Source organism: Ligaoa zhengdingensis (genome assembly GCF_014384885.1).
Lineage (GTDB): Bacteria > Bacillota > Clostridia > Oscillospirales > Ruminococcaceae > Ligaoa > Ligaoa zhengdingensis.
This window is the reverse complement of record NZ_JACRST010000008.1, coordinates 72,682-94,923: the sequence shown is the minus strand read 5'-3', so window position 1 is coordinate 94,923 and position 22,242 is coordinate 72,682. Positions and strand designations below refer to the sequence as shown.

Genomic DNA, 22,242 nt, shown 5'->3' with positions numbered 1-22,242 from the left:
CCTCCCTTAATCCTGCAAGGATTTGTAATAGAGCATACAGTGGCAGAATCCCTCGAAGCCCGGATCTGCAATTTGATCCTTAAACTCCTGGCACATACATTTGGTCGCCTCTGTGCGCTCCCTGCGGCAGGGACAGTATCCACCGGTGCGCTTGAGTCCTTCCCGGATGGTATTGACAATCTCCTGATCGGGATTGAGCTTGATTTTCATGTTTGCCACCTCTTTCTTGATTGTGGCTTTATCATACCGCAGGACAAATCTTTTTTATGTGACGAGGTTACATTGATAAAAAAATCCGGTGCTTTTTTCAGCACCGGATTTTTAAGAGGATGAATTATGCTTTCCACAGGCTGTGGAGGTTGCAGTAGGCGTAGACCGCTTCGACCTCGTCGCCCTCGCAGAGAGCGAAGCAGACCTCGGGCTTTTCGCCGGGATGCAGTTCCTTACGCTGATTGCCTTGTTTGGTGTGGAGGGACACCCACTCGATGTAGTGCTCCGGCAGCATGGGATGCTCCACGGAGCCGACCTTGACATGGACGATGCCGTTTTCAACTGTCCAGACAGGGACATGCTTCTCCATGGCAGCGTCGGTGGTGCCGGGGATGATCTCGCTCATCGGCTCACCGCAGCAGATGACGGGAACGCCCGTATCCTTGACCTTGGCAATGATGTTGCCGCAATGCTTGCAAATGTAAAACTTCTGCTCCATGATGATTCTCCTTTTCTTTCTTTAATAGTTTTCTGCGTGAATTTCAAAATAGCTCTGGGGATGGTTGCAGGCGGGGCAAACCTCCGGGGCCTTCTCGCCCACGACGATGTGACCGCAGTTGCGGCACTCCCACACCTTGACCTCGCTTTTGGCGAAGACCTGCGCCGTCTCTACATTGCGCAGTAGGGCGCGGTAACGCTCCTCATGGTGCTTTTCGATGGCAGCGACCAGACGGAAACGCTGTGCCAGCTCGTGGAAGCCCTCCTCATCGGCGGTTTTGGCAAAGCCGTCGTACATATCCGTCCACTCGTAGTTCTCGCCCTCAGCGGCGGAGAGAAGATTTTCGGCGGTGTCGCCGATGCCGTTCAGCTCCTTGAACCACAGCTTGGCATGTTCCTTCTCGTTGTCAGCAGTTTTGAGGAACAACGCCGCAATCTGCTCGTAGCCTTCCTTCTTGGCCTTGGATGCAAAATAGGTGTACTTGTTGCGTGCCTCGGACTCACCGGCAAAGGCCGTCATCAGGTTCTTTTCGGTTTGGGTACCTGCGTATTTCGATTCTTTCATGGTCGATGCTCCTTTCAGTTTTTCTGCTTTCATTATATCGGAATTATGATTCCATTCTGTAACAAAGTCACATTATTTCAAGCGGTTTAGGCTGTTCTTATCCCGCAGCGTGATTGCGCCTCGTCTTAGCTCCACAAGCCCGTCCTCCGAGAAGCCTTTGAGCATCCGTGCCACCGCCTCCCGCGCCGAGCTGATGTGCTGGGCGATCTGCTCATGGGTCATGCGTATCGTGTCGGAGTCGGTACGCTCCGCTTCGGCAAGGAGGAATTCTGCCAGCCGACGGTCCAATCCCTTGAACATGATCTGCTGCATCGCCCACATCACATCAGAAAACCGTTTCGTTGCCAACTCATAAAGGAAGCAGCGGACATGAAGATTTTTCTCCTTGAGTGCAGCGATGACATTTGCAGGGATAATCAGAACCTCCGTATCCATTCCCGCGGTCATTTGCGTATCAAAGGTGATCTGACTGATCACACAGGAGGCAGAAAGCACGCATAATTCGCCCGGATATAGCCGGAACAATGTGACTTCTCGCCCTTCCTCGGAGAGAAGATAGGTGCGAATTTCACCGGAAAGGACGAACAGCATTCCAAGACATTCGTTGTCGCTGCTGTGTATGAACGCGCCCTTTTCATAATGACGGACGAAGGCACTTCGGCGCAGCGTTTCTTGCTCCTGTTCGGTCAAGGATGACCAGAACGGAAGTTGTGTCAGTGTGCGTTCCATATCAATGGCAGCTATGATTGCCGCAGCCGTGTTCACCGCAGGTGTGCCCATCCTCGCCGTGCTCATGGTCATGGTGGTCACAGTGAACATTGGGATCGTAGCCCAGATTTCCGCTGAGCAATGCGCTCACCGCTGCGTCAGCGTCCCCGCTGACACCGCCGTAGAGCTTGATGCCCGCTTCGGCGAGTGCTGCCTGCGCACCGCCGCCGATGCCTCCGCAGATCAAAGTGTCCACGCCGTGCTGCATCAGGAAGCCTGCCAGTGCGCCGTGACCGCTGCCGTTGGTATCAACAACTTCCGCATGAGTGATTTTGCCGTCCGCAGCTTCATAAAGCTTGAACTGTTCGGTGTGACCGAAATGCTGAAAAATTTGACCGTTTTCATAGGTAACTGCAATTTTCATAATGGAATCTCCTTTGCATTTTTTGTTGGATTTTTCTGTGTTGGCTCTCTGCATCCGGCAGCAACGGCCGCAGTGGGCTGCCTCCTGTCCTCCGCAGATGCGGTAGTTTCCCCCGATGATGTGCAGCGGTTTCCCGTGGACAAGACACGCTGCGATCTTGCGCCGTGCGACTTCGTAAATCTCCTGCACGGTAGAGCGGGAAATGTCCATTTGTGCGGCACACTGCTCGTGGGTTTGCTGCTCCAAGTCAACCAGCCGGATGACCTCGTATTCGTCCAGCGTCAGCAGGATCGGCTCGGTATTCTCGCACCCGTTAGGGCAGAAGGTATCAACTTGTGGTACGCCACAAATCCGACGGCACCGTGGCGGTCTTGGCATAGATACGCCCCCTTTGTTTCCGGTATATACCGATTATAACACACCGGGCAGAAAAAAGCAATATCCTTTTCAAAAGCCGCTGCAATTTCCGTCCACATGTGGAGCTGGTTGATATTCGGAGTCGAATGCTACATGTAAGCCATGATCGTATTGTCAGATTATCTACATTTGACAGAACTTCGCAGGGCATGATGAATTTGCTTGGATTCATTATGAGTTTAGTTTACATGCAAGTCGTTCACGGATGGTTGTCCGCCTATGAACGGCTTGTAAATTCTCAAAATTTTTTTAGTCCCTACTTGACACAAGAAGACATGTCCCGTCTGGGCCGTGAGTATCTTCAGGTGGGTCAGTACACCGAGCTCATCTTTCCCAGCTACGGTGTGCGCTTCATCGCCGTCAACGACGGAGTAGACAGCCTATACGAGTCCACCAACGATTTCACACCCTTCCGGAATATCATGAATTACAACCTTGCATAAAGCATGACAAGAAAAAACAGCGGTGCAGGCAATCAAAAATCATAAAGGCCACATTCCGATGACTGGGTGATCCATCTCATCGGAATGTAGCCTTTCTCATAGGTGGTCGGAATTGATTCCAGCAGCATTTTCTTTGCAAAAGCCGGGAATGGTCAGATAGGTTGATTGAGTGTCGTGATAAGGGTTGAAATACAGAGATTTTTTCGCCTGTAAGCGGCGTTTAAAGTGCTGGCTGTATGTTTTCCCATTCAGCCAGCAAAACGGAGCAGAGCGCAAATAAAGGCCGATTTTCCACCCTTTTTATGCTGCCGCTTAGCAGCCGTTCAGCAAGGCACCGTTTGCCGTTGTTGGCCTATCCGTTGTCGGGAAACCCGATAACGGGGAATCTGTCAACGGGAAAACCGTTATCGGAAAAGCCCACGCAAATAAATACTAATCAAGTAATTACTAAAGAAGCAATTACTGACTCTATAAATTATCCATCTATCAATCAAGAGGGCGCGGAGAAAAGCCATTCTGCTGGCTGCTTTTCAGTGTTACGGAGTGATGGATAGATAGGATGGATTAACTGTCAAAATAAAAGTCGAAGATCAAAGATTTTTGCCCTGTAAACTTCATCTGCATATCAGCCGGTATGATTTTCATGCATCATCCGTATCGCCGCTGTGAGACGGAATAAAGGGCAATTTTCGAACCTTTTTACAGACCGGCTCATGCTGACCATGCTGGGGAAAAATTATCTCCATCTCAGAACACCATACAACAACACTTGCTCCAAACGATATATCGCCACGCTTGCCTCAGCACAATCTTACCCCGACTTCTATTCAAGCATCTCCGCCGTTTCCTTCAAATACTGAATAATTGGCAAGTGCTGCGGGCAGTGGGACTCGCATTGTCCACACTGGATACAAGCGGATGCTTTGCCCATGCCAAGAGTGACGGTGTAATGATTATAATAGTTTTGGGATACCTGAACCTGTCTGTCGCCAAATTTACTGATGTCATTCATCAGCTTGAAATAATCGGGGATACCGATTTTCTGCGGACAGCCATCGGTGCAGTACCGACAGCCGGTGCAGGCGATGCGCTCCTTGGAAATGATAATCTGGGCAACCTGCTCCACAAGCTGCTTCTCTTTCTCTGTCAGAGGTTTGAAGTCGGACATATAGGAAAGGTTGTCCTCCATCTGCTCCACATTACTCATGCCGGACAGCACCATTGCCACATTGGGCAGCGACGCCACATACCGGATCGCCCATGAGGCAACGGACATATCTGGCTCCGCAACCTTCAACAATTTTTCCGCTTCGGGTGGGACACTCGCCAAAATTCCGCCTTTGACTGGCTCCATTACCAGTATCTGCTTGCCGTATTTGACAGCAGTTTCATAATTCTTCCGGGACTGCACCTCCACATTTTCCCAGTCGGCGTAGTTGAGTTGGAGCTGAACATACTCCATTTCCGGGTGCCGGGTCAGGAAATCTTCCAGAACATCAGCGGTGTCGTGGAAGGAAAAGCCGATATGCTTGATTTTTCCTTCCGCTTTTTTCTTCTGCACAAAGTCAAACGCGCCGATTTTCTCCGCCAGTTCCAGATAGTCCTTGTTCATAGAGTGGAGCAGATAATAGTCGAAATAATCCACGCCGCACCGCTCCAACTGCCCGGCGAAGAAGTCCTCTAACTGTTCTGCCTTCTGGACAATGAAAAAGCTCAATTTGTTGGTAATCGTGTAGCTGTTCCGGGGATACCGCTTTGCGATGCATTCCCGGAACGCAATCTCGCTGTTGCCGCCGCCGTGATAGGGATTTGCCGTATCGAAGTAGTTGAAGCCCTCTTCCATATAGCGGTCAACCATTTGACAGAGCGTGGCATAGTTCACTTTCGTCATATCAGCCGGATTCACCAGCGGCAGACGCATCAAACCGAAGCCAAGTTTTTTAGGGTTCATAGAAATACCTCCATTCTTATATTTGAATTTGATTTGCTGAACCGTTTTTCTGAATCATTTTCTTCAGCCGCCGCATTTCCGGTATCATAAAGCATGCCACCACGATTGTAGAGCAGGCGTCAGCAACCGGCGTTGCGTAGAGCACACCATCCAATCCCAAAAAGAGGGGCAGGATCAACAGCATGGGAACCAGGATCAAGAGCTGACGAAGCAGAGAGAGGGTCGTGGCCTTCATCACCTGTCCTGTGGACTGGAAGTAATTCACGGAGACATTTTGGAATCCGCCGAGGAAAGTAAAGAGCAGGATCGTCCGCAGAGCATGAACCGCAAATGTTGTAAACGCTGCATCCTCATCGCCGAACAGAGAAAGAATTGCCTCCGGGAAACTCTGGCACACCACCCACATAACAAAAATAGCCAGCACCGCAGAGCATGCCGCTTTCTTGTACGCCTCGTACACCCGGTCATATTTCCCCGCACCCCAGTTGAAGCCAAAAATTGGCTGGACACCGCTGGCAATACCGATGCCGAAGGTAGACATGACCATTGCCACCTTTGTGACCACACCCACCGCGCTGATCGCGACTTCGCTGCCCACGGGGCTGAGCGCGCCATAGTAGCGCAGGGAGTTGTTCATGATCGTCTGCATGACGGCTCCCACACCTTGTGTTACACAGGTGGAAATACCAAGCTTTGCATAGCTTCCGGTCAGTCTGAAATCCAGCTTCAAATACTCCCGTTTCAGTCGCATATGCAGCGGATTTTTGCTCTTTCGGATGAAATAAATCAACAGTACAACCGCCGATATGTACTGAGAAGTAATCGTGGCAATGGCTGCTCCCCGAACCCCCCAATGGAACACAAACATATAAATCGGGTCTAAAATCGTATTGAGCGCCGCACCTAAAATCGTTCCGAACATGGAAATCTTCGGGGCCCCGTCCGTCCGGGCCATATATGCCAATGAGTTTGCCACCATCATAGCCGGTGTGCCAATGAGGATGATGGGCGCATAGTCCATTGCGTAGGGCATGATTTCGTCCGTAGCGCCGAAAAGCCGCAACAGCGGTTTGATAAAGAGCAGACACACTGCCATGAAAGCAAGTCCAATCCCCAGTGCTGTCAGTAACATATTGCTCAGAGTGCGTTCCGCTTCCTCCTCACGCTTCTCCCCTAACCGAATGGCCGCGTAGGCGCTGCCACCCGCTGATACCAGCATGGCAATCGAAGATGTTAATGTGTTAATGGGGAATGTCACCGTTGTGGCGGCGTTTCCGAGATAGCCCACGCCCTGACCAATATAGATCTGATCCACAATGTTGTAGACAGAGTATACCAGCGTGGAAATAATAGCCGGGCCAGAAAAAGAAGCCAGTAGCCGCCAGATGGATTGATACCCCATTGGATTTTCTGTTTTTTGCAATTTATGTTCCTCCTGACTTGACTTTTCGCTGCATCTGGTACATAATAGCATCAATGATACAGTTGCTTTTTAAAATAGTAGCATAAATGCAACAAAAAATCAAGAGGGTAACACTATCAGGACTATCTTATAAGGCGGTGTCGATATGGAATATTTAGAAATACAGGAAAAGCTGTTGTCCCTGCTACCGGCGTGGAACTATCAGATATCAAAGCCGTTCAAGCAGCTATTAGACGAGGGCGTCAGCCTTGAAATGTACTATTGTTTGAAAACGCTTGAATGGGCGGGTGGTTCCGCTACTATGTCACAAATCGCTGTATGGACAAAAGTTCCCAAGCATCAGATGACGAAAATGGTGAACAAACTGGTGGAGCAAGAGTTAGTAGAACGCTTCGATGATCCGGCTGACCGGCGCATTGTTAAAATAAAGCTGACAGAAAAAGCGAACAAATACACGGAACACTTCCTATCCCACAACGCAGCTTGTTTCCTGCCTCTGCTGGAGCAAATGAGCGAACAGGATTTAGAGGACTTCGGCCACAGTCTGGACGAGCTTATCCGCATTTTCAGAAGCCTGCCAAGTTCCAAAGCCTGCGTTGAAGCGGGAAAGGCTGCGGAGCTTGATGATATGGAAGAAAACAAATAAGGAGGTCACAAAATGAAAAAGAATATCAATTCGGGAATGGCTATTTTCCCCACTCCCAATCTGCTTGTGTCCTGCCGGGGAAAGAACGGCAAAAACAATGCGTTGGCTGTAGGCTTTGCCTGCAATGTTTCCGCCAATCCGCCGATGGTGATGATCGGCATTGTCCCGGATCATTATTCCTATGAGCTGATCAAGGAATCCGGCGAATTTGCCATCAACATTCCCACCAAAGGATTTGAGCAGGCATTTTACTATCTTGGCACCAAGTCCGGCCGGGACGAGGATAAGTTTGTCGCTTTGAATCTCAAGTGGACAGAGGGTTCCAAAGTAAAAGCCCCATTGCTGGATGACTGCCCCATTTCCGCCGAATGCAAGGTGATCAAGCTGATTGAAACCGGCGGCGACCATAACTTCTTCCTTGGCAGCGTGGAGGCGGTGCATTGCGATGAAGCATGGCTGGATGAAAACGGTAATCTGGATTTCAGCAAAATTGCAACGCTTTAATTTGATAAAAACGCTGGTACATCCTATGTTCGGATGTATCAGCGTTTTTTGTTAGCACTATTTTTATTGCCTTATGAAGCCAAAATCTTTGCTCCAGACGAACATGGAGGAACCCCAGGAAAGGCTGAATGAGATATGCTCTACGCTCGGCTTTAATGCCTCATGAAAGAGGACTGAGAAAAATAATCAGTAAAGCGAATATAGGCAAGTGCTTTTTAAGAAAGTTCAGGAAATACTTTCAATTCGGACATGAAAGGGGCGTGGGGCTTCCCCAATAACAAAATGAGCGAACAGGCCGCAGGGGTGAACTGCTCATTTTCCGGTGTGGGTACCCACCGGATTAGCTTGCTATTCTCTCGTATCGTACTCCCGGCCTTGCCGCGCCTCCCCCTGAATACCGTTCCCCCATTTCAACCGCTGATGGGAAGTGATTCCGCAGGAATTGCTTCCCATCGGTGGTTTCCGCAACTCCGCAGAGTTGCGCAGCCCCCAAAAGTTTTTGTTCTCATCCCTGTTTTTCTTCGAGAAAATGTCCGTTGTAAAGTGAAGGGGGTGTTCCGATGGCACAAGAAAAGAATAGGCTGGACGGTGGTCATCCAGCAGCCTGTCCAAGCAGGAAGAAGCTGTGTCTGCCTGACCAACTGGACTTATATATGGAGGACGGGACGGTCTACCATGTCCGCAGCTTTTTTGCGGAGGAAATGCAGATGGGCGAGGTGCTGGACGCACTCTCTATGGAAAAAATCAACCGGGAGGCATGAATCCCGGCAGATTGCCCAGTGGAATCTTCGGCGGTGCGATGGTATAATAAAATCATGATTTCTGATTGCCATACGCACTGCATTTCGGGAGGTTAAAGAAAGAATATGCAGGAAAATTATATGGTCGGCATCTACGCAAGGTTGAGCCGCGACGATGAGCGGGCCGGGGAATCCGTGTCCATTGAAAACCAAAAAGAAATGCTTTCCCGGTATGTGCGGGAGCAGGGCTGGACGCTGTACGACTATTACTGTGACGATGGCGTGAGCGGGACAACCTTCGACCGTCCGGGGCTGAACCGGCTGGTGCAGGACGCAACGGACAGAAAAATCAATCTGGTACTCTGCAAGGATCTCAGCAGGCTGGGCCGTGATTACATTGAGGCTGGCAAATATACGGATTTTGTGTTCCCGTCCCTCGGCTGCCGTTTCATCGCACTCAACGATGGCGTTGACACCATCCGCAAAAACAATGAAATGCTGGTGATTCTGAAAAATGTCATGAATGACCTCTATGCCCGGGACACCAGCAGCAAAATCAAGGCGGTGAAGCAATCCACCTTCAAATCTGGGAAGTATGTGGGCTGCTATGCGCCCCTCGGTTACCGCAAGAGCGCGGAGGATAAGCATATCCTTGAGATCGATCCGGTGACTGCTCCGGTGGTACGGCGTATCTTTGACCTACGCTTGCAGGGCTACGGCTTTCGCAAGATTGCCTTGCAGCTCAACGCAGAAAAAGTCCCGTCTCCCAGAAGCTTTTACTATATGGCTGAGGGACGGGAGAACCTGCGGGGTGAAACACCCTGCTGGAACGATGTGACGGTGAAAACCATCCTCCGCAACGAGGTCTATCTTGGTCATATGGTGCAGAACAAGACGGGTACAGTGTCCTACAAAAACCACAAGCAAATCAGTAAACCGGAGAGCGAGTGGATCAGGGTAGAGCATACTCACGAACCGCTGATTTCGCAGGAAACATGGGATGCGGTGCAGCGGATGGACAACCACCCGGCCAGAGGGCGCAGCGGAAAAAGTGGGACAATCGCTCTGTTTGGCGGTCTGCTGCGGTGTATGGACTGCGGTTCCTCTATGCGGTATCTTCGGGATTACCGAAAGAGAAAATCGGGGGAATCTGAATATAGGGCATATGCCTGTAACCGTTATATGTCTGGCGGCAAGAATGCCTGCTCGTCCCACTACATCAACCAAAAGGTATTGGTGCAGGTGGTGCTGACGGATATTCGCTGCAAGGCGTTATGGGCGCAGAACAGCCGGGAGGGTCTGCGGGAACAGCTTCTCGCAAGAGAACACGCCGCCAGCATGGAGAGAACCCGGACGCTGCAAGCGGAGTTGAACGCCATTGGCAAGCGGTTGCCGGAACTGGATAGACTGATTCAGGCCGCCTATGAGGATAAGGTCATGGGCCGCATCCCGGAGAGCGTTTGCATCAATTTGCTCAATCAGTACGAGGCCGAGCGCAAAGAAAAGCAGGAGCGAAGCCGGGAACTGACCGAGCAGCTTGCCGCCAGCCGGGAGAGTGAGAAGTCCGTGGACGCATGGCTCGATATGATGCAGGACTACGCCCAGCTTGAAACACTGGACCGTCCCACGCTGGTGCGGCTGATCCAGAAAATTGAGATCAGCGAACGCCATACGGTGGACGGTCACGAGGAACGAGATATTCACATCTACTACAACTTTGTAGGCTATATTGAGGAATGAAACTGTCATTCTTTATTCGAGGTTGTCTAACGAGTTCTATGCCAAGGACTGCAGCAAGAAAGGCCGCTCTGTGGTTCGTCTCAAGGCCGAAACCGGTGCCAGAGTCGCCTCCAGACCACGCTACGGATATATGAAAGACCCGTCAGATCCCAAGCGGCACATGGTGCCTGACCCCGAGACTGCTCCGGTGGTGCGGTATATCTTCGACCTCTGCGTTTCCGGAAAGGGTCCTGCCCAGATCGCAAAGCAGCTCAAGAAAGACAAGATCCCTACGCCTGGTTATCACTACTACCAGAAGAACGGCGTGGAACTGACCGGAGTGGATATCACCCAGCCGTACAACTGGTCGACGAAAACCGTCGCCGGCATTCTGGAGGATGAGACTTATTTGGGCCACACCATCAATTTGAAATCCACCACAGTGTCTTTCAAGAACAAGAAGCGTATCGACCGTCCGGAGTCTGAGCAGCTTCGCTTCGAGAACACCCACGAAGCACTCGTCACGCAGCAGACCTGGGAGATCGTGCAGGATATCCGCAAGCACAAGCGGCGCAGAGCGAACATGGCCGAACAGAATATTTTCTCTGGACTGGTCTACTGCATGGACTGCGGCGGCACGATGGTACTGCATCGGGCGCACACGATGGATGCGGCGAAGAACAACTTCATGTGCTCCACCTACAAGAAGAAAGGCAAAGACGCATGTTCGGGTCACTACATTCGGGAGCAGGAACTCAGCGCCATCATTCTGGATGACATCCGCCGCGTCACACACTTTGCCCGTCAGAATGAGATGCGCTTTGCGGAACACATCCGAAAGAAGCAGGGCAAAGAAGCACAGCAGGAGATTGTGATGCTCCAGAAGAAGATCGACACCATGCAGAAGCGGCAGACTGAACTGACAAAGCTGTTCAAGCGGCTCTATGAAGACAGTGTTCTTGGCCGCATCCCGGACGAGCAGTACCGCATCCTGTCTCAGGAGTACACTGCCGAACAGAAAGAAATTCAGGAGCAACTACCTGCCATGGAAGCGCGGCTTCGGGAACTGAAGGACTCCAGCTCCAACATTGCCCGGTTTATCGAGAATGCCAAGCGGTATACTGAGATCCCGGAGCTGACCTCTGAGATCCTGCACATCTTTATCAAGCGGGTGGAGGTTGGAGAGCGGGCGGAGAAATACTCCCGCACAGCGCCGCAGGAGGTACGCATCTACTACCGTGACATCGGTCTGGTGGACGAACTGCCTCATAGCATGGCTGATGCTATGGCGGAAAAAATCCCTGACGAGGTCGCATAAACAGAAAAGGGAGGCTGTGTCGAAACACAGCCTCCCTCCACAGGAACAAATATTAACTTATTGGGGTAGGTTCACAAATTGTCCCTATGAAACGCTGGAAAATGGGATGGCTCTTTTCTTGCTGCTAGACGGATAGAATAGAAAAGTTTGCTATTTCTTGAGGAATATCTATTGACTTTTTAAATCAACTGTGATATTATAATTAAGCTGTCAATTGAGACAGAGAATGTGCCTGTAGCTCAGCTGGATAGAGTGACTGGCTACGAACCAGTAGGTCGGGGGTTCGAGTCCCTCCAGGCACGCCAAAAAAGCGAAAGCATATGCTTTCGCTTTTTTTCATAGGGGGATTATCCTCCTATTGATGTCAGATTTCCTCGCTGACCGCTCAAAAATCTTCCTGTCACCCCCTTATCGGCCTGCCGCTGAATCAATCCTCTGCTGCTGCCACCAGCTTTTTGGAAGGGTCGCCCTAGACGCGGCATTTTTCCGCTATCAAGAAAATATTGGTTTTAACCGGCCTTTGCAAGTCGAAGCAAGCGATACAAAGTTTGCTTCGGCTTTTTTATTAAAAATCAGGGGCGCGCTCACGATGGTTTGTTGTTGCTATCAGTCGTTCCATAAAAGGAGACCTCTCTTGTCTATTGGGATAAGAGAGGTCTCCTTTTATGTTTTCGGGAGCAGATAACTGAAACGGTTGATCAGGTTGTGCTCCATCCGTTTCAGGAAATCATCGCGTCCAGAAAAATGTACGAATATTGTGATAGATAATGTACGGGTTAGGTGCAAACAGATCCTTGATATCAGTTGAATTTTTGGGGAAACTGCCGCATCAGGCCGGAGGTGAAGTAATCTGCCATCGACAAAACCTCTTGTTCCACTTTATGGAATGCTTCAATATCCGCTGTGTAGTTCCCCGCAAGACGCATCGCAACCTCTTGTGTGGTTAATTTGAGATGATCGTAGAGCATTTTGCGCACATCCTCCCGGAGGTAATAGGGATTGATGCTGGCAAATGCGTCCGCCATTTTATCAGCATTGAGATACCATTGGCGATTGAGGTTATTTGCTTCCGTCGTTTTTCCGTCGCGCAAGGCCGTAATTAAAGCTGCACCAATTTGCAGGTGTTCTGTTAAGAGCTGTGCGATCAATTTGGCAACATCCGCCGAATAATAGTTGGAAAAAATATCGGCAATATCATTTGGATTTTGCAAGAGGCGGTTGGTGACAGCGCTTTGATCCCGCAACCGGTCTGCAATACTGATCAGCAGCATACGTGTCCAATACACGTGCTGAAGCCAGACAAGCCGCATATGGTTGATGAGGGCGATCTGTTGGGTGGGATTTGGGCAAGTCGGTGGATTGGTTGGATGCATAGCAAAGTTTTCACCTGGGCAAATGACGATTGAAGCTCCAATTTGGAGGTTATACGGATCAAGATTGGGATTTTGGGAGAGAATAGAAGGAACTGTTGTCTGGTAGTATCTGGCAAGCTGATATAGATTATCCCCTTCGCGAATGACATATGATAACTGATTTGCGCAGTACATGGAATTCACTCCTCTAGCTTTTTTACAATCATCATATGCTATGGGAATGTTTTTGGCGCAGGCCAGATACTCAGGGACGGTTGCTCAGAATTTTGACAGAGCTGATGAATTACAAACAGCAGGTAGCTGTCACAACCCGGCTTCGCCAATGAATTCCCGCAGGATCGAGTGGGGCGGTACCGCCTCTTTGGGGAATGCGGATGACTGCCGCAAAAAGTCCAGCACGTCGGTCACCCCATATTGTGCTAAGCGGGAACGGCCGAGCTCCTCCAATCCGATTAGGAGTTCATCACGGTAGACCGCCAGCTCATAGGGCAGAAATGTGTCAATAGAGAGCTGCGCACGATGCTTGTGCGGCATGATATATAGATTTTCGCCGCGAGAGACGCTTTTGAGGCGTGTTATGGTATTCAAGAAACTTTGCCCGCGGTAGAGGCTGTCACGCAGCAGCCTCCGCAGCAACCGGATCTTTTCCGGATGCAACAGAGCGCCGCTGGAGTCCATCACCCTGGTGCGGACGCTCACATAGATTCCAGTTGAAAAATCTGCCGATTTGCCGGTTACATCCGGGTTGAGCGCGTGAATCCCCTCCAAGATCACCAATTCGCCCGGCCGGCGGTGCAAGGGTGTCGCGCTTTCGATACGCCGTTGTGCTGAGAAATCGAACGAGGGGATTTCAACCGGCTCGCAACGGGCGATCTGATACAGATGTTGGTTGAGCAGTGTGATATCCAGCCGTTGTGGTGATTCCAAATCGAGGTTGCCGTCTTCATCCACCGGCGTTCCCTCTTCGGCGTTTCCCTTAAAGTAGTTGTCCATCGAAATGGTGTGTGTTTCAAGCCCCCAGTTGTCCAGCAATTGCTCCAGCCGAAGCGCAGTCGAGGTTTTAGCCGAACCGGAGGGGCCGGAGATCAGGATAACCGGGCGCTCCTTCGCCGTGCGGGTGATCTGTTTCGCCGTCTGCTCAATCTGCTTGTCGTAGACCGATTCCGCCCAGGCGGCAAATTGCTCGGCATCCTGGTTTAAACGCAGGTTTGCTTCTTCCATGCGATACAATTTCATAAGGGGCCTCCTTATCCAAACCGTCGTCTGACGAGGGGTAGGTTTCTAGTGTAACCATTATGCGCTGTCTCAGCCGTAAATGCCACATCAAGCGGTTGCGCGATTATGGAGGATCAGACGAAAAGCGCGCTGGCCGAATGGTACAGATATTTGGGATACGGTTATTATAGCATTGTTTCGCGCCACGGTAAATGTGAAGCGGTCAAGAATGGTAACACCTTTATGAAAAATTAGTAGATTATCAACAATATTAATAGTTTTTTTGGATATTCATTGAAATTATTCTCGCTGTCATTTGAATTTTGTGATAAAATAGAAAAAACAGAACTCGACGACAGGGAGGAATTGACCATGCTGGAAAAGATCAATCTGAAAAAAACCATGATCGATGCGGAATATAAACAGATGACCAGGGCACTTAAAGCCGATCTATCGGTGCTTCAGCACAGCCTAAAGGAGCGGAAAATTCCCGTGATCGTCCTGTTTGACGGTTGGGGCGCGGCCGGTAAGGGGAGCATCATCGCGGATGTTATCCTCAATCTGGATCCGCGCAACTTCAAGGTGATGTCCACTCTCGATCCGACTGATGAGGAGCGGCGCCATCCATTTTTGTGGAGGCATTGGTGCCGTATTCCGGCGCGCGGCCGCATTGCAATTTTCGACCGCAGTTGGTATCCCGAGGTTTCAGTCGAGCGGGTGGAGAAGGGTCTCAGCGATATGGAGACCTATCGCCGCATGGACAATATCAACGCGTTTGAGCGCCAGTTGACCGACGACGGCTATTTGATCGTAAAATTTTTCCTCCACATCTCCCAAAAGGATCAGAAAAAAAGGCTGGAACGCCTGGCGGAAGACAAGGATACCGCCTGGCGGGTCACCGACAAGGATTGGAAGCGCAATAAACATTACGACAAGCACTGCCGCGCGTTTGACGAAATGCTGGAGCGTACCAACACCCCCAACGCACCGTGGCACATCGTGCCGAGCCACGACAAGAACTGCGCCATGGCGGAGATCTACCGTGTCCTGGTGGAATCGATCCGGGAAGCGATCGCGGCCGCGGATGAGGCAAAGGTGAACCCGCCTGCCCCGCCCGTTCAGACGCGGCCGTCCGGCTATCCGCTGGTGAAGGTGCCCCGGCTGGAGGATGTCCGGTTGGATATGGCAATCGACCCGGTAGAATACAAGGATCTGCTCAAAAAGGACCAGAAGCGCCTAGCCGACCTGCATAACAAGCTGTACCGGCAGCGCATCCCCGTTGTAGCAGTGTACGAGGGATGGGATGCAGCTGGAAAGGGGGGCAACATTCGCCGCCTGGTGACTGGCTTGGACCCACGCGGATATGAGGTGGTGCCGATCGCGTCGCCCACGCCGGATGAGTTGGCGCATCACTACCTTTGGCGGTTCTGGAAGGCGCTGCCCAAGGACGGGCATGTCGCGATCTTTGACCGAAGCTGGTATGGCCGGGTGATGGTGGAGCGCATCGAGGGGTTCTGTACCGAAGCGGAGTGGAAGCGCGCATTTGCAGAGATCAATGAGTTTGAACGGGAGTTGTGCGATTGGGGAGCGATCGTGCTTAAATTCTGGCTGCACATCGACCGGGACGAACAACTGCGGCGGTTCAACGACAGGGAAAATACCCCGGAGAAGCGCTGGAAGATCACCGATGAGGACTGGCGCAACCGCGAGAAGTGGGATCAGTACGAGGTGGCGGTGAACGACATGCTGCGCGAGACCTCCACCGACTTCGCCCCTTGGACGATCGTGGAGTCGCAGGACAAAAAGTTTGCCCGCATCAAAGCGATGGAGGCGTTTATCGACGCCGTCAAAGCGCGCGTTTGACAGATCAAAAGCCCCCGGCAGGCTGCGGCCTGCTGGGGGCTTTATATGTGCTGATCAATGGAAGGTGCGGAGCCACCAGCCGCGCAATCCTCGGAATGCCCCGGGTTTGAGCGGTGGCATCAACGGCTTGGAGAAATATTCGTGCAGCTCCATCTGCGAATCCAGAACCTCGTCGTCCGGGCTGCGCACTGGCTTGTGGTAGCTTCCATCGGGGAGCATGGTCCAGCTCTTCACATTGTCGCGCCGGAAGGAATCCAGGATGTGCAGGACATCTTGGCGCACCTGCGGGGAGGTGACGCGCGCGAATACCTCCACACGGCGCCGGGTGTTGCGGTTGAGCAGGTCGCCTGAACCGATGTAGATAATCTCGCGGTCGCCCGAGCCGAACACAAAGATACGCGAATGCTCCAAGTGGCGGCCGACGATGCTTTTGATCGTGATGTTTTCGGTATAACCTTCGACGCCGGGGCGCAGGCAGCAGATGCCGCGGATAAACAGCTCGATTTGTACCCCTGCCTGGGAGGCCTCGATCAGGCGCTGCATTACCTCCATGTCGTTGAGGGAGTTGATCTTCATGCAGATATACCCTGCGCCACCCGCGCGCTGCACCTCAGTTTCTCGCTGAATCAGCTCCAGCAGGTTGCTGAGAAAACAGTTGGGTGCGACCCAAAGGGAGCGGGTGGTCTCCACCACGTCGCCCATACACAGGGCGTTGAATACCTCGTTCGCATCCAGCCCCACACGCTCGTCGGCGGTGAACAGTGCGAGATCGGTGTAGAGCTCGGAGGTTTTTTCGTTATAGTTGCCGGTTCCCACCTGGGTGATGTAGCTGATCTTGTTGTGCTGCTTGCGGGTAATCAGGCACAGTTTGGCGTGCACCTTGTAGTCGGGCAGACCGTACAGCACAGTGCAGCCCGCATCCTCCAGCACCTTGGCATAGTCGATGTTGTTCTGCTCGTCGAACCGAGCGCGCAGCTCGAGCACGCAGATGACCTCTTTGCCCTTTTCGGCCGCCTGCGCCAGCGCAGAGACGATCCGGCTGTGGTTCGCCAGGCGGTAAAGCGACATCTTGATCGAGATGACGGTGGGGTCGTTTGCAGCTTCGTACAGCAGGTCGATCATCGGCTTCATGCTGTGAAAGGGATAGGCGAGCAGAAGGTTGCGTTCACTGATGGTGTGAATCGCATTTTTGTGGGTGAAATCCACCGGCACAAACGGCTTGAGTTCGGAATACACCAGCCGCTTGTCGGGCAGGTTCAGATCTTTTCCGAGGGTGAAGCCGAAAGAAAAATCCTGCGGGATGTCGTGGACCAGAATCCATTCCGGCTTGATGTACATCTTTTGGCAGAGATAATTGCGCAGCTTTTCCCCCGGCTCATGCGAAAGCTCCAGCCGCACAATCGAGAGGCGCTTGCGCTTCTTCAGCAGCTCCTGCATCATGTCGCGGAAGTCCACATCGAAGTCGAACAGGCCCTCGTCCACCGTGATGTCCGCGTTGCGGGTCACCCGCATCACCAGCCGTTCCTCGATGGTGTACTTGGAGTAGAGGCGCTGGACGTTGTGACGCACAATGTCTGCGGTGAAGGCCACCTTGCGGCGGTTGTCGATGCTGAAAATGTAGTAGAGCGGCAGGTGGGAGATCGGCACAATGCCGAGCTTGACGTCCTCATTTTTGGTGGTGAAAGAGGTCGCCACATATTGCTCCTTGTTCTTGAGGAAGGGGAACGGGTGGTGGCGATCCACGATCTGCGGAGAGAGCAGCGGCTTGATCTCCTCATCGAAGATCTTTTGCACAATCAGCTCCTCCACCTTGGACACCTTTTTAAAATGCAGGATATCCACATCAGCCAGCCGGAGCTGCCTGCGCAGGGTGTCGTAGGATTGTTTGCACAGCGGCAGATAGGAGCGCACCCGCTCAAAGATCGCGGCGATCTGTTCATCGGCAGTCATGCCGGTCTTGTCGTCCAGCTTTTTAGGTTCCACCAGGCTCTGGTCGCTGAGGGTGCCCACCCGCACCATGAAAAACTCATCCAGGTTGGAGGCGTAGATCGCGGCGAATTTGAGGCGCTCCAACAGTGGAACCGATTCATCGAGCGATTCAAGCAGCACCCGTTTGTTGAACTCCAGCCAGCTCAATTCTCGGTTGACAAAAAGCTTCTGGGGCTCGCTTTCCTCCCAAAGCGGCTGCGGGCAATTGGGATTGCTGTCCATACGATGATCCTCCCTTGGAAATGATAATAATTGTTTTCCCGCGCAGCGCGGGCAAAATCTAAAATCATTATACCATAAGTCTACGGGAAAAGAATCTGTAAAGTATTGCGTTTCTTCGTAAAATCAGGGTAAAGTTTCGCCGCGGTTTGATAAAGATGGAGTATTTTGTTATAATAAGGAAAAAAGACGATGAAAGGGGTGCTTGCCATGAAACGGATCGGGATGCTGACGAGCGGAGGCGACTGCCAGGGGCTGAACGCGGCCCTGCGCGGCGTGGCGAAGGCGTTGTACAACAGGCTGGGCGATAAGGTGGAGGTTTACGGGATCGAGGATGGATACCGCGGCCTCATCGAGGGGGATTACCGACGGATGAAACCGGAGGATTTTTCCGGCATCCTGACGTTGGGAGGCACCATCCTGGGGACTTCCCGCCGCCCCTTCAAGCAGATGCGCGTGATCGGTGAGGACGGTGTGGACAAGGTAGAGCGCATGAAGGATAACTACCGCAAGATGAAGCTGGATTGCCTGGTGGTGCTGGGCGGCAACGGCACCCACAAAACAGCCAACCTGCTCAGTCAGGAGGGGCTCAACGTGGTGAGCCTACCCAAGACGATCGACAACGACCTGTGGGGCACCGACGTCACCTTCGGGTTCCAAAGCGCTGTCGAGATCGCTGCAAATGTGCTCGACAACATCCACACCACCGCGACTTCCCACGGCAGGGTGTTCATTGTGGAAATTATGGGGCACAAGGTGGGCTGGCTCACGCTGCACGCGGGCATCGCGGGCGGGGCGGATGTGATCCTGCTGCCGGAAATTCCCTACGATGCGGACCGGGTGGCCGAGGCTTTGCAGCGCCGTTCCCGCGAGGGCAAGCGCTTCTCGATCCTTGCGGTGGCTGAGGGCGCGCTCTCTAAAGCGGAGGCACAGATGACCAAGAAGGAGCGCAAGCTCTCCCGCGCACAGATGGCATACCCCTCGATCGCTTACCGCCTGGCGCAGGAGATCGGGGAAAAGACAGGGCAGGAGATCCGCGTCGCGGTGCCCGGCCATTTTCAGCGCGGCGGCAGCCCCTGCGCGTACGACCGTACCCTCTCCACCCGCTTTGGCACAGCGGCGGCCCGCCTGATTGCGGAGGAGAATTACGGGAATATGGTGGCGGTGCAGAACAACGAAGTGGTGGCGGTGCCGCTCTCCGAGGTGGCCGGCAAGCTCAAGTCGGTACCGGTGGACTGCGGCGCGGTGCTCTGCGCGCGCGACCTCGGCATCTGCATGGGCGATTAGGGGGGAAATGAAGATGGGCGAGCTGTCCAAGCTGCCGAATATCGGCGCGGCGCTGGAACAAAGGCTGACCGAAGCGGGCGTGGAGACCCCGGAACAGCTCCGGAAACTCGGCGCGCGCGAAGCATTTTTGCGCATCCGGAGGATCGACAGCGGGGCTTACCTGCACATGCTCTCCGCATTGGAGGGCGCAGTGGAGGGCATCCCCAAAAAGGACCTGTCCCCCGAGGTGAAAGCTGGCCTCAAAGAATTTTTTTATTCGGAGGGTACCTGACCAGTCGCGATTTTTAGGCTTGACAACCGGCCACCCGAATGTTATATTGAAACCGTTGATCGATAGGGCTCCCTTTACTGACGGATGAGTGGGATAAACCACGGGGAAGGGGAAGCCGACAAATGCCGACCGTCTGGGCAACACCGCAAACCGGTGTTGCCCTTTTTTGTTTTTCAAAAAAGGGCAACGGATGCGGTGTGACGAGAAAGCAGGAGGAATTGCGATGACGAAACAGCAGTGGGAGGGGTTCCGCCCCGGAGCGTGGCAGGAAACCATCGATGTGCGCGGCTTTATCCAGGCCAATTACACCCCGTACGAGGGGGACGAGCGCTTTTTGGCGCCTGCGACTGAGCGCACCCAAAATCTGATGAAAAAGCTCGAAAACCTGTTTGCATTGGAGCGGGAGTTCGGCGGCGTGTTGGATATCGACACGCAGACGGTGACATCTCTGCTCAACTACAAACCGGGTTATCTCGACCGGGAAAACGAGATCATCGTCGGCTTACAGACCGACAAACCGCTCAAGCGCGGAGTCAACCCGTTCGGCGGCCTGCGCATGACGCGGGACGCCTGCCGCGCTTACGGTTACGAGCTTTCGCGCAAGGTGGAGGATGAGTTTCTCTACCGCACCACCCACAACGATGGGGTGTTCCGCGTGTACAATGAGGAGACCCGCGCGGCGCGCCACTGCGGGCTGATCACCGGCCTGCCCGATGCCTACGGGCGCGGACGCATCATCGGGGATTACCGGCGGGTTGCCCTGTACGGTGTGGATCGTCTCATTGAGGAAAAGCGGAAGGATAAGCGGGAGAAGGGCCGCGGGGTCATGGATGTCGATGCGATCCGCCTGCAGGAGGAGCTGTTCCAGCAGATCAATTTCCTCGGCAAGCTCAAGGAGATGGCTCAGATGTACGGCTTCGATATCTCTGAGCCGGCGCAGAACGCGCGCGAGGCGGTGCAGTGGCTCTACTTCGGTTACCTCGGTGCGATCAAGGAGCAAAACGGCGCGGCGATGAGCCTGGGCCGCGTCTCCACCTTCCTGGATATCTACTTCGAGCGCGACCTGCGCGCGGGCATCCTCGATGAAACAGGGGTACAGGAGATTCTGGACGACTTTGTGATGAAGCTGCGGATGGCGCGCCACCTGCGCACCCCGGACTACAACGAGCTGTTCGGCGGCGACCCGATGTGGATCACCGAATCGGTGGGCGGCATGGGGGAGGACGGCCGCACCCTGGTCACCAAAAGCTCCTACCGCATCCTGCACACCCTCTACAACCTGGGCAGCTCCCCCGAGCCCAACCTCACGGTGCTCTGGTCCTCCGCGCTGCCTGAGCCGTTCAAGCGCTACTGTGCGCGGGTTTCCTGCGAGACCGACGCGATCCAGTACGAAAACGACGACCTGATGCGTCCGCGGTTTGGGGATGACTACGGCATCGCCTGCTGTGTGTCGGCCATGCGGCTGGGCAAGGAGATGCAGTTCTTCGGCGCGCGCGCGAACCTCGCCAAGATGCTGTTGATGGCGCTCAACGGGGGGCGCGACGAGGTCAAGAACATGCAGGTCGGCCCCGAGCATGAGCCCTATCAGGGGGAGTATCTGGATTATGACAAGGTCATGGAGCTGTTGGACATCTACCGCCCGTGGTTGGCGGGGATGTACGCCAATACCATGAATGTGATCCACTATATGCACGATAAATACGCCTATGAAAAAACCCAGATGGCGCTGCACGACACCGACGTACACCGCTATATGTCGTTTGGCGCGGCGGGCCTGAGCGTCCTGGCGGATTCCCTTTCCGCCATCAAATACGCGCGGGTGCGGTGCATCCGCGACGAACAGACCGGCCTCATCACCGACTTCGAGGTGGAAGGGGAGTATCCGGCCTTCGGCAACGACGACGACCGGGTGGACAGCATCGCCCGCGAACAGGTCGAGCTGTTCCTGGCGGAGCTCAAAAAGCATCCGCTCTACCGTGACGCCGAGCACACCCTCTCGATCCTCACCATCACTTCCAACGTGGTCTACGGCAAAAAGACCGGATCCACGCCGGATGGGCGCAAAGCCGGCGAGCCGTTCGCGCCCGGCGCCAATCCGATGCACGGCCGGGAGAAAAACGGCGCGCTCGCAGCGCTCAATTCGGTGGCCAAGCTGCCCTACGACGCCTGCCGCGACGGCATCTCGAACACCTTTTCGATCGTGCCGCAGGCCCTGGGCGGGACAGAGGAGGAGCGAGTGGACAACCTGGTATCCCTGCTGGACGGCTACTTCGCCCAGATGGCACACCACCTCAATGTCAACGTGCTCAACCGCGAGACCCTGATGGACGCCTATGAGCACCCGGACAAATACCCCAATCTGACCATCCGCGTCTCGGGCTACGCGGTCAATTTCCACAAGCTCACCCGGGAGCAGCAGCGCGAGGTGATCTCCCGCACCTTCCACGAGGCGATGTGAC

The 22,242-nt window shown here is 53.4% G+C and carries 19 protein-coding genes, 1 tRNA gene, 1 pseudogene and 1 riboswitch; of the genes and pseudogenes, 11 read left to right on the top strand and 10 right to left on the bottom strand.

Features of this window, described 5'->3' with window-relative positions; all coding sequences use genetic code 11:
• Positions 1 to 6 precede the first annotated feature (6 nt).
• The 5 genes from H8711_RS07195 to H8711_RS07175 form a co-directional block, all read right to left on the bottom strand.
• The gene (locus tag H8711_RS07195) at positions 7 to 231 is read right to left on the bottom strand and encodes a ferredoxin-thioredoxin reductase catalytic domain-containing protein (protein WP_302492119.1); all 225 of its coding nucleotides are present in this window, start codon (positions 229 to 231) and stop codon (positions 7 to 9) included.
• 103 nt (positions 232 to 334) lie between these two features.
• Positions 335 to 709 (bottom strand): desulfoferrodoxin family protein, encoded by a 375-nt coding sequence (locus H8711_RS07190; protein WP_249282794.1) that lies wholly within the window; start codon positions 707 to 709, stop codon positions 335 to 337.
• A 21-nt stretch (positions 710 to 730) separates the two neighbouring features.
• Positions 731 to 1,273, bottom strand: a complete 543-nt coding sequence (gene rbr, locus H8711_RS07185) for a rubrerythrin (protein ID WP_249282793.1) — start codon at positions 1,271 to 1,273, stop codon at positions 731 to 733.
• 72 nt (positions 1,274 to 1,345) lie between these two features.
• Entirely contained in the window at positions 1,346 to 2,002 is a 657-nt protein-coding gene (locus tag H8711_RS07180; RefSeq protein ID WP_249282792.1) for a Crp/Fnr family transcriptional regulator, read from the bottom strand.
• A gap of 1 nt (position 2,003) precedes the next feature.
• Complete coding sequence (locus H8711_RS07175) at positions 2,004 to 2,783, bottom strand: DUF134 domain-containing protein (RefSeq protein ID WP_249282791.1); 780 nt, start codon at positions 2,781 to 2,783, stop codon at positions 2,004 to 2,006.
• Positions 2,784 to 3,091: 308 nt separating this feature from the next.
• Here H8711_RS07175 and H8711_RS07170 point away from each other — a divergent pair.
• Positions 3,092 to 3,250 (top strand): annotated as a pseudogene (locus H8711_RS07170) (recombinase family protein); the annotation flags it as partial.
• Positions 3,251 to 4,088: 838 nt separating this feature from the next.
• On the opposite strand, the gene H8711_RS07165 reads toward H8711_RS07170, so the two are convergent.
• Both H8711_RS07165 and H8711_RS07160 read right to left on the bottom strand, forming a co-directional pair.
• Positions 4,089 to 5,216, bottom strand: a complete 1,128-nt coding sequence (locus H8711_RS07165) for an aldo/keto reductase (protein ID WP_249282789.1) — start codon at positions 5,214 to 5,216, stop codon at positions 4,089 to 4,091.
• A 16-nt stretch (positions 5,217 to 5,232) separates the two neighbouring features.
• A complete protein-coding gene (locus H8711_RS07160; protein ID WP_343274222.1) occupies positions 5,233 to 6,639 on the bottom strand; it encodes an MATE family efflux transporter in 1,407 nt (468 codons plus the stop codon).
• Between the two features lie 145 nt (positions 6,640 to 6,784).
• Between H8711_RS07160 and H8711_RS07155 the strand changes: the two genes are divergently transcribed.
• The 6 genes from H8711_RS07155 to H8711_RS07130 all read left to right on the top strand — a co-directional run bounded on the left by H8711_RS07155 (position 6,785) and on the right by H8711_RS07130 (position 11,871).
• Positions 6,785 to 7,285 carry a MarR family winged helix-turn-helix transcriptional regulator gene (locus tag H8711_RS07155; RefSeq protein WP_249282788.1) on the top strand — a complete coding sequence of 167 codons (501 nt, stop codon included), beginning with the start codon at positions 6,785 to 6,787 and terminating at the stop codon, positions 7,283 to 7,285.
• Positions 7,286 to 7,297: 12 nt separating this feature from the next.
• A complete protein-coding gene (locus H8711_RS07150) occupies positions 7,298 to 7,789 on the top strand; it encodes a flavin reductase family protein (protein WP_249282787.1) in 492 nt (163 codons plus the stop codon).
• A gap of 560 nt (positions 7,790 to 8,349) precedes the next feature.
• Entirely contained in the window at positions 8,350 to 8,550 is a 201-nt protein-coding gene (locus tag H8711_RS07145) for a hypothetical protein (RefSeq protein WP_249282786.1), read from the top strand.
• 105 nt (positions 8,551 to 8,655) lie between these two features.
• Positions 8,656 to 10,269, top strand: coding sequence for a recombinase family protein (locus H8711_RS07140; RefSeq protein WP_249282785.1), 1,614 nt, complete (start codon positions 8,656 to 8,658; stop codon positions 10,267 to 10,269).
• Between the two features lie 70 nt (positions 10,270 to 10,339).
• The gene (locus tag H8711_RS07135; protein ID WP_249282784.1) at positions 10,340 to 11,566 is read left to right on the top strand and encodes a recombinase family protein; all 1,227 of its coding nucleotides are present in this window, start codon (positions 10,340 to 10,342) and stop codon (positions 11,564 to 11,566) included.
• 228 nt (positions 11,567 to 11,794) lie between these two features.
• Positions 11,795 to 11,871, top strand: a tRNA-Arg gene (locus H8711_RS07130).
• 495 nt (positions 11,872 to 12,366) lie between these two features.
• Here H8711_RS07130 and H8711_RS07125 read toward each other — a convergent pair.
• Together H8711_RS07125 and H8711_RS07120 are read right to left on the bottom strand one after the other, a co-directional pair.
• Positions 12,367 to 13,113: a LysM peptidoglycan-binding domain-containing protein gene (locus tag H8711_RS07125; protein ID WP_249282783.1), complete on the bottom strand. Its 747-nt coding sequence runs from the start codon at positions 13,111 to 13,113 to the stop codon at positions 12,367 to 12,369.
• A gap of 129 nt (positions 13,114 to 13,242) precedes the next feature.
• A complete protein-coding gene (locus H8711_RS07120) occupies positions 13,243 to 14,175 on the bottom strand; it encodes a uridine kinase family protein (RefSeq protein ID WP_249282782.1) in 933 nt (310 codons plus the stop codon).
• A 351-nt stretch (positions 14,176 to 14,526) separates the two neighbouring features.
• Here H8711_RS07120 and pap point away from each other — a divergent pair, with 351 nt between their 5' ends.
• Entirely contained in the window at positions 14,527 to 16,017 is a 1,491-nt protein-coding gene (gene pap / locus H8711_RS07115; RefSeq protein ID WP_249282781.1) for a polyphosphate:AMP phosphotransferase, read from the top strand.
• A gap of 54 nt (positions 16,018 to 16,071) precedes the next feature.
• Here pap and ppk1 read toward each other — a convergent pair whose 3' ends face one another.
• On the bottom strand, positions 16,072 to 18,228 hold the full coding sequence (gene ppk1 / locus H8711_RS07110) for a polyphosphate kinase 1 (protein ID WP_249282780.1): 2,157 nt from the start codon (positions 18,226 to 18,228) through the stop codon (positions 16,072 to 16,074).
• Between the two features lie 207 nt (positions 18,229 to 18,435).
• Here ppk1 and H8711_RS07105 point away from each other — a divergent pair, with 207 nt between their 5' ends.
• From H8711_RS07105 to pflB, 3 genes are all read left to right on the top strand, one after another.
• Entirely contained in the window at positions 18,436 to 19,512 is a 1,077-nt protein-coding gene (locus H8711_RS07105; protein ID WP_249282779.1) for a 6-phosphofructokinase, read from the top strand.
• Between the two features lie 13 nt (positions 19,513 to 19,525).
• Positions 19,526 to 19,783, top strand: a complete 258-nt coding sequence (locus H8711_RS07100; protein WP_249282778.1) for a TfoX/Sxy family protein — start codon at positions 19,526 to 19,528, stop codon at positions 19,781 to 19,783.
• Positions 19,784 to 19,846: 63 nt separating this feature from the next.
• Positions 19,847 to 19,929: riboswitch (ZMP/ZTP riboswitch) on the top strand.
• A gap of 77 nt (positions 19,930 to 20,006) precedes the next feature.
• The gene (gene pflB / locus H8711_RS07095; protein WP_249282777.1) at positions 20,007 to 22,241 is read left to right on the top strand and encodes a formate C-acetyltransferase; all 2,235 of its coding nucleotides are present in this window, start codon (positions 20,007 to 20,009) and stop codon (positions 22,239 to 22,241) included.
• The last annotated feature ends 1 nt before the right edge of the window (position 22,242 follow it).